The 8,447-nt window shown below is 43.3% G+C and carries 9 protein-coding genes; all 9 read right to left on the reverse strand.

Annotated features, from left to right (window positions below; genetic code table 11):
- Positions 1-161 precede the first annotated feature (161 nt).
- On the reverse strand, positions 162-692 hold the full coding sequence (locus IH879_14745) for a hypothetical protein (protein ID MCH7676191.1): 531 nt from the start codon (positions 690-692) through the stop codon (positions 162-164).
- Positions 693-816: 124 nt separating this feature from the next.
- Positions 817-1,452 carry an energy transducer TonB gene (locus tag IH879_14750; GenBank protein MCH7676192.1) on the reverse strand — a complete coding sequence of 212 codons (636 nt, stop codon included), beginning with the start codon at positions 1,450-1,452 and terminating at the stop codon, positions 817-819.
- Positions 1,453-1,461: 9 nt separating this feature from the next.
- Positions 1,462-1,875 carry a biopolymer transporter ExbD gene (locus tag IH879_14755; GenBank protein ID MCH7676193.1) on the reverse strand — a complete coding sequence of 138 codons (414 nt, stop codon included), beginning with the start codon at positions 1,873-1,875 and terminating at the stop codon, positions 1,462-1,464.
- A gap of 14 nt (positions 1,876-1,889) precedes the next feature.
- Entirely contained in the window at positions 1,890-2,294 is a 405-nt protein-coding gene (locus IH879_14760) for a biopolymer transporter ExbD (protein MCH7676194.1), read from the reverse strand.
- 49 nt (positions 2,295-2,343) lie between these two features.
- Entirely contained in the window at positions 2,344-2,976 is a 633-nt protein-coding gene (locus tag IH879_14765) for a MotA/TolQ/ExbB proton channel family protein (protein ID MCH7676195.1), read from the reverse strand.
- 206 nt (positions 2,977-3,182) lie between these two features.
- Positions 3,183-4,769: a S41 family peptidase gene (locus IH879_14770; protein MCH7676196.1), complete on the reverse strand. Its 1,587-nt coding sequence runs from the start codon at positions 4,767-4,769 to the stop codon at positions 3,183-3,185.
- Between the two features lie 256 nt (positions 4,770-5,025).
- The gene (locus tag IH879_14775; protein ID MCH7676197.1) at positions 5,026-5,883 is read right to left on the reverse strand and encodes a PorV/PorQ family protein; all 858 of its coding nucleotides are present in this window, start codon (positions 5,881-5,883) and stop codon (positions 5,026-5,028) included.
- Between the two features lie 103 nt (positions 5,884-5,986).
- A complete protein-coding gene (locus IH879_14780; GenBank protein MCH7676198.1) occupies positions 5,987-6,997 on the reverse strand; it encodes a PorV/PorQ family protein in 1,011 nt (336 codons plus the stop codon).
- A 15-nt stretch (positions 6,998-7,012) separates the two neighbouring features.
- Positions 7,013-8,447 (reverse strand): hypothetical protein (locus IH879_14785; GenBank protein ID MCH7676199.1); only part of this gene is annotated, 1,435 nt, incomplete at its 5' end.

An 8,447-nucleotide genomic window follows, 5' to 3' on the forward strand; every position in this document is an offset into this window, starting at 1 on the left:
AACATATTTAAAGGAGATGAACTGCTTTAAGAAAGCGGCTTAACTGATTTAATTAGAATCAACATGATTATTCAATTTATTATTCCCAGACAAACTTGGGTTTGTACAACATAGACAAATTTTTTGGTTCTTTGTTAGCCTTAATGTTTATAACATTTGTTCTAAATATCCGACTCATCTTTCCAGCGAGTGATTCTCCATTTATCATCACCTTGTTTTAGTTTGAGGGTAAAAATTGCTGTACCAGAAATGATAAAATTGAGATCGGAGCCAAAGAGATTTAAGTTAAATCTTCTAAACTGCCTTTCTCTAAGCTCGACGATTTCCCCATCCTCACGGAGACTATCCCTCTCTGTGAACAATGTGTTGAGCCATATCAATTCGATGACGTCGAAACTGCGGAACAGGCTACCGGTGGTTTGTAAATCAACGTCCCTCCCCCAGGTTCTAAACCCTCCTGAGGGTTCTAAATTGGTATCAAAATATTCAAATACAAAGGACTCGTCTAAAACATTACTATAAAGAAGGGAATCCTTAAAGGTATATGCATTTCGAAAGTTTTGCAGGACTTCGTCAGGTGTTTGCTGTTCAGTGATCACACTGGAGGGATCGGCTTGCTCATCTAATTCAGGGGCAAAGGGATTAAAGCAAGTGCTACTAAAAATGAAACAGAACAGAGATAAGGTCACCAACAGGAAATTTCTCCGTTTAAATGACCGTGTGAACAGACGCTCTAAAATACCACTCATACCATTACATAAATAAAAAAAGCGGTACCCGAAAAGGCACCGCTTTGAAATTCGTTATCTATTTTTATTATTTTAATCTAAAGATTACAGGAATAGCTACCCAAACTTTTACAGGTTTGTCGCGCTGCATCGCGGGGTTCCATCTTACATTTTTAATCGCACTGACGGCAGCCTGATCGCAACCGGTGTGGCCGAGAGACTGCAGAATTTTGGTTTTTATAACTATGCCCTTTTCAGACACTAATACGTGTACCGTGACCCGTCCTTCAATTCCTGCCTTGCGAGCGATTTCCGGATATTTTAGCGCCTTTTGAATGGCACGAAAACCGCCTTTTGGAGTCGGGGGTTCGTCAAAAGCCACAAAAATCATATCGCCTTCATCCGCAGGAGGTGGCGGCGGTGGTGGAATATCCGACAAATCAAGGAAGCTTGCTTCGATTGTCAAATCTTCAGGGACATCTTCGCTTTCAGTTGGAATTGGAATCGAGGGTTTTGGCGGAGGCGGCGGTCTTTTAAATTGCTCGGTCGGTGGAATATCGGTGACCTCGATCTCAATGTCGACTGTTTTACTTTCAGCCTCGTCCATATCAATTGCCCGCAGCGTTTGAAAAACCAGGAGCATTATAACCAGTGACAGGACCATGCCTAACTCAAGTACTTTTTTGTATTTGAGTTTTAAATCTGCCTCGGGGTTTTTTCTCATAACATCACCTCAATATGCTGGTTTTGCAGAATAATTTATGTTTAGAGCGTCGGCCTCTCTCAACTCCTCTTGAACATCCGTTACAATACCCATTGCGGTTCCTTGGTCTATTTTCATTGAAACTAATTTTAATGGGTGCATTGGGTCAAGTCTCTTTTGATACATTATCCTCGAGACATCGCTTACTCTGCAGATTCGGTCATCAATTGAAACTTCCCCATCTTTACTGATCCACAAATACGCAACATCTCTTTTTCCTTGCAGCTTTTCAATTTTTCTGGCATTAGGCAGAGTAACCGGTAAACCCTGGAACTCTTTAAACACGGATGAAACCATGAAAAAGATCAGCAACAGGAATACGATATCCGGGAGTGAGGACAAAGGAATGCCTGGCTCAGCTTTTTGTTTACCTTGAAATTTCAAGTTTAATCCCTCCTTTAACCCGTAGGTTCAGCGATAGAGATGCGCGTTGCATTTGCCATTTTCAACTCATCCAAGGTTTTAATAAACACATCATATTTGGTTTCTCTATCAGTTTTTACGGACACGATTAAGTTAGGGTTTTCCTGAAGTTTCTGCTCAATCCTGCGGGCTATTTCGTTGATTGCGATAACTTCATTATCCAGCAAAATCTCCCCCTGAGCATTGATTAAGAGATTGGTGATATTTTTGGTCCTAACTTCAGTTTCCTCTCCCTTGGCAGGCAGACTAAGACCTATTCCCCGATCTACATCAATGGTAGTGGTGACTAAAAAAAAGATGAGGAGGAGGAAAGCAATATCCGCAAGCGAGGCCATTGGAATGTCCGAGTTATTTCGTGATTTCTTCTTTTCTATTAACATCTATTTTTCTCCGGGACTACCTAAATTAAAGTAAGTATTGAATTGTGAATCAAGCAGCTGTTTTTTTGCCTCTCTCCATCTCTATCAGAGTATCAACGAGATCTACTGAACTCTCTTCCATGTCTACAATCAGCTGATCTATGCGTGAAATAAAATAGTTGTTCACAATTTGAATGAAGATGGCGACGACTAGGCCAAACATTGTAGTTAAAAGAGCAGTGGAAATACCGTCCGCCACAATTGAAGGGGAAATATCATTGGCTGCCGCAATTGCCCGGAAAGCTTCAACCATACCCCACACCGTTCCGAGGAAACCCAACATAGGAGCAACACTAATTACAGTCGCGAGCCACACTAAACCTTTTTCCAAAAATGCCATCTCAATAGAACCGGCATTCATGATTGCTTTTTCTACGTGCTCGATGCCTCGATCTACTCTCAAAAGACCTGCATGAAAAATAGAGGCGACAGGGCCGCGAGTATTTGCACAAACATCCGTTGCCTCCTGAATACCACCTTCGTTCAATGCTTTTTTTATGTTGGCGAGAAATTTACGGGTGTTAACCGAAGCACGGGATAAAGTCCACCCTCGCTCTATACTAACAGCAATCCCAAAAATCAGACAAACCAAAATCGGCCACATGAAAGTGCCTCCGTCGTTGAACAAATCCAAAAAGTTCATTACGCTGTCCCTCCCTTAAAGTTTTAAACAGTACTATTTTTTAAAATTGGTAACGAGTTGAAGAGTGTTGGTTTTTAGTCAGATATGTTGCAAAAGTATAATTATTTTTATTTTAAAAGTCAATACTTTTTTTAATTGTCCTATTTACAAATATTTTCCTAAAGGTATACAAGAGCAAAACCCCCCTATATTCCCGCTGAAAGAGTTTACTTGTCAATGGTGAGTTTCGCGATTTTTGCAGCTTCCGAAAATTTTTGCAGGGCTTCTCTGACTTGCTCATCTTGCAGCACTTCCATTTGATAAAATTCTTTTGAGCTCCATAGATGCCGCGCGATCTCGCTTTTCATTCTTCTTTTAATGAAATCGATATCCTGCTTTACTTCAGCTTCATCCATTTCAACTCCCGCCTGTCGAACCTTCTCGAGTAAGTTATCAGCCGTGCTTTGTTCAATATCAAATTCTTTTCTAAAGATTTCAAAATTACGTCCAAGGTTTGGATGGTTTGTGGCGTAATCCGAACTGAACTGAAAAAGTATTTGGCTTTGAATCAACTTAATGGTAGAAGCAGTTAGATGCCTTGACTTGATTTTTATGTCCGGGGTAATTCCACCACCGCCAAAGACTGTTCTTCCGGAGCTGGTCGTGAAAACCGGTTTACTCAAGGTACTGTCAATATGAGAATTGGGATCAAAATCATCGTAGCCATCACGGATATAATCTAATAAGCCGTTTTCATAGGAACGCTGAATGAGCCTGCCGCTTGGTGAATAATACCGGGCGATGGTGACCCGAATCGCAGCTCCGTCTTTTAAAGAAATCTGGTGTTGAACCAAACCTTTGCCAAAACTCGTCTCACCGACAATTAAACCCCGGTCCCAATCTTGAATCGCACCGGCCACAATTTCAGAAGCACTGGCAGAGCCATGATTAATTAAGATAATCAAAGGCAATTTGGAATATGCTGACTCCAAAGTGGAATAATAATCCTCGTTTGAACTCGAAATGCGACCCCGCGTATAAACGATCCGTTTACCACTTTCTAAAAATTTATCGGCCATTTCAACTGCCTGATCCAGGTACCCGCCTGAATTTCCTCTTACATCCAAAATCAAACGCAGCATGCCTTGCGAGTTTAATTCTTCCAGGGCCTTCTCGAATTCGTCATTTGTAGTTTTGGCAAACCTGCCAACTCTGATATAGCCTGTTTCGGGTTCAATCATAAATGCCGTCGAAATGCTGTAAATTGGAATCTTGTCACGGGTGATAGTTAAATCAAAGGGTTCCTCATAAGCGTGTCGTTTTATTTGAACATTTACTCTGGTTCCTTTTTTACCTAACAATTTCTCCCGCACTTGATCTTCAGTAAATCCGTATGTTGAGGTGCCTTCAATTTCAACGATTTGATCTCCGGGGCGTAACCCTAACCGCTCCGAAGGAGAGCCCGCAATGGGTGAAACAACCGTAGGAACTTTATCGAGGACTATAAATTCAATTCCGATTCCTTCAAACTCTCCTTCGAACTGCTCCCGGACTTCTTGAACTTGCTCCTTCGGTAGATAGACCGTATGCGGATCCAACTTTTCAAGCATGCCGGTAATAGCCGAATCAACAAGCTCTTTGGAATCCACTTCCTCAAAATAGAGCTCATTTAGCACCCGAACAACCTCCATGAATCGCTGGATTTGCACTAAATTATTTGAACCGAGTGCGAATAAATCCAACCTCATTGCGACCGCGAACAAAAAGAGAACAACGACAATAAGAGCGACCGAGCTCTTTCTAAGCTTTTTCATAAGTACACCTTAAAAAAATTGTGTTGTGGTTTTTATAAGTATTAAAGTCTTGCATTTCTGTGCAAAAATAGCCCAATGACGCGAAGCGAATGACAATAACGTCATTAAGCCAATAGGTCATTGGCCTTCGGCGTCATTATCGAGAGCAGCAAAAGTAATCTCTTTAAATGACAGGCATCGTAATGACTAACACCAGAAAAATCTAACACCTGAACACTCTAACACCTGAACACTACTTTAATTTTGCACAAAATAGTTATAAAACGATGGCAAAAGAAAATCGATGCGTATCCCCAAAATTTGAGTCGAACGGTGTGAATCCATAATCTAAATGGTAGCGATTTATCTTTAACCCTAAGCCGCCCCCAAAAGCTTGCTGGGAAAGACCGGTTTGGTAACCAACCCGGACCGCCAGCCGATCTTTGAATTGCAGTTCGACGCCAAAACCTCCTCTAAAATCCGTTTCAATGACTTTTACTCCGTCTGCAGTTAATAAAACAGTACCGCTAATTTCATCTAAAGCAAGTAAATAAGAAACTCCCAGGCGGACTGTTTTCGGTAAATTGATAGACACTGCACGAAGTTTATTCATTGAGCCCAAATTTTGGGCAACGACGGCAAGTCTTAACGAATTAGAAAACGGTTGAAAAATCAACCCGAAGTCAAAAGCGTATCCGGCAGCGCTTTCGATAAATATTTTCTCATAAAGATATTTTACCGTTAAACCCGCTTTTAGAGATGAGTTGATCGAAGTAGCGTAAGAAAATCCTAATGCAATATCGTTGGCCTCAACAGTACCGATTGGCTCATCAGATGGGTTTATCCGACGTTCGATTCCGCCAACATTATTTGCATAAACGCTCAACCCAATGGTTCCACGAAAAGCCGGAAAGATAAAAGCCAAAAATTCATTTGTAATATCCTGCACCCATTCAGTATGAGTAAACGCTACCTGCGCTCTATGGGAGTAGGTTAACCCCGCTGGGTTCCAAAATGTAGCGGTAGCATCATCACTTACCGCGGAAAATGCTCCACCCAGTCCGCCTGCACGTGCGCCGACGCCAAGTTTAAGAAAAGCCAAACCAGTTGCACCGGCGTTACCCGTTTGAGCCAAACTGAAATTTGCAGAGAATAAAATAAAAAGCATAAGAATAGTTGTTTTTATTTTTTTCAGATCACAACTCCTAAGTTAAACACTTTAACACTCGAAAACACTTTTAAAACTGAAACACCCAGGTAAAAACATGCTCCTCCTCCGGCCGATTGCCGGGTGCGGAAAAGGCATAGTTTAGTTGGCCTGTCTTACCAAAAATTTCAAACTGATACCCGCCTCCCGCTGTCAAAGAACCGTCGTCCAATCCACCGCGTAAAACGATATTTTTCCTGACCTCACTCCGGATTCCGATGTGAAGCCGTTCATCAATTCGATCTTTAAATAGCCGGGATTTAAAGAACTGCTCAAAGTCAACGGCTAAAGTTACCCCCGTCATTCTCGGCACTTTAATAGCCACAGCCGTGCGTAGACTTTTAGGAACTTTGTCAATTGTCTCGGAGCCATTTTCGCTGTAAATATCTTGAGTATTCCATCTGTATTTGGCGTTGATGTCCTTCACAACGAAGCCCAAAGAGAGCCAGTCATTTGGGGTGATCAGGGCACCTAAATCAAATCCAACGCCGTTTGCCGAAACTGTTTCCCCCGAAATTCCAATGTTTGGAAAACGATTCAAAATCACTTTAACCGACAATCCGAAGGCTATTTTTTGAGTTGGCCTTAAACCAAATGAAAGCATAAAGGCATTTTCAGAATTGGATAAATCATCGGAATGGCGTCCATCGCTGTCGCGCCCGTCTATATTACTGACCCCGGCATGAATCCACGTTAGAGCCAAACCGCCGTTAATTGTTTGCTCACCGCCGGCTACTTTTGGGCGGATGGGAACGCCAAATCCTAAATAAGTAAATTGCCTGTCCAGAGACAAGACTCTGTACGACGCAACGACTTCCTTTTTGTCCAGAAAAGGCAGTCCGGCCGGATTGTAGTAACTTGCCTCAATTCCTCTGGCGAGTCCGCTGTAGGCATCTCCCATTGCTTTGGCGCGGGCGCCTACCCCCAAACGCAAAAATGACCCCGCGGCGCCCAATTGGGCCTGCAAAGAATTTGTGAGACCGATAATTAAAATAGCCGAAAAAATGAGGCTGTTTCTTACCAACTTCAAATATTGACTCAACTCTAAGCTCCCCGTTTAATTTAAGACGATCAATTTACCCCAATACGTCCCGTCACCGTCCAATTCAAGGCGATAAAAATAAACACCGTTTGCAACTTGAATGCCTTTGGAATTTAGGCCATCCCAAATCTCATAGAAATCGCCATTGGCCGGACGAGGCGTGTTCTCGGCTACTGTGGCCACGTGCCGCATGCCAAAATCGTAAATTTTTAAAGTCGCATTTGTTTCATTAATGGTGTTGTACTGAAAGCGAACGTTCCCCCCTCCATCAAACTGGTTGTGCACGCTCGGAGAAAATGGATTCGGATAGGCATAAGTTCTGATCCTCGTTGTTATTGTTAATACCGCTCCTGAGAATGGTATCTTAATTTCTCGATCAATATTATGAGGAGTAGGTTCAAAAGTTTGAAATACCTCCCAGGTCAAACCGTTGTTTGCCGTCTTGCCAATTCCATTTCCAGTACCAACCCAAAGTGTGGGACCGGGACTGATGGCAGCAGCAAAAGCTCTTTCGCTGAGAATTCGTCTGGTTCCGCTCGGATTGACAATACCGGGGAAAATCGCCCAGGTTTCTCCTTCGTCGACGGATACAAAAAGTCCTCGATCGGAACCGGCATAAATCACTGAGTCATCCACCGCAAAATTGTGAATGGTTTCGCCCGCCAATGCCGTGCGCCAGGTAAAACCAAAATCCTCGGTCCAGGAAACGCCCCTGAACTCCGTCTCATCATTGGATTCGACCGTGGTTTCCCGGGTGGCGGCCCAAATGATATCCTTATTCCCATATTTTTGATTTTTAAGGGCAACAACAAAATTGCCCGAAATGGGTTCCGCTTGATTTTGATGGCTGAAATTGGTCCAGGTAACCCCGCCGTCCGTCGAACGGTTGACGCCGCCGGCGGTGCCAACCCAAAGAACTCCATCAGGGGAAATTACCGAAAAAGCCCGATGATTCAGCCGGCCGACCACATCAAAAAGAAACGAGTCGGGCGTTACGATTTCCCAGGATTGACCCAGGTCGGTCGATTTCCTCAGTCCGCCGGCAAAGCTGGTAATCCAGACTTCATCATTTCTTAAAGCAATATCAAACGTAATGTTACTGACAGGAGTGGAGCCCGGTTGCGGCACAAAATTCCAGCCCAGACCATCGTCCATTGAATAGGCCAAACCGCCGCCCGTTTGCTGCTCGCCAACCACAGTTATTGAATCAAACCCGGTCGCGACCCAGATGATTTCATCAGAAACAGCCAGTGCTGAAACGCCGCCTTTGCCAATCCCCTGCTCGACTCCGAAAGACTCAAAACTCAAACCGTTATCCCGGGTCCTGCTTATTCCACCGCCGGTACCGAACCAAATGGTGTTATCGAGCACCACAATATCTGTAACAGAGTTGCTGGCAGGTCCAGGTTCTGACTGGGGAAAATCCAATCTGAAAAAATTGTTTTTCAAA

The organism is candidate division KSB1 bacterium, from assembly GCA_022562085.1.
In the GTDB taxonomy this organism is placed as follows: domain Bacteria; phylum Zhuqueibacterota; class Zhuqueibacteria; order Oceanimicrobiales; family Oceanimicrobiaceae; genus Oceanimicrobium.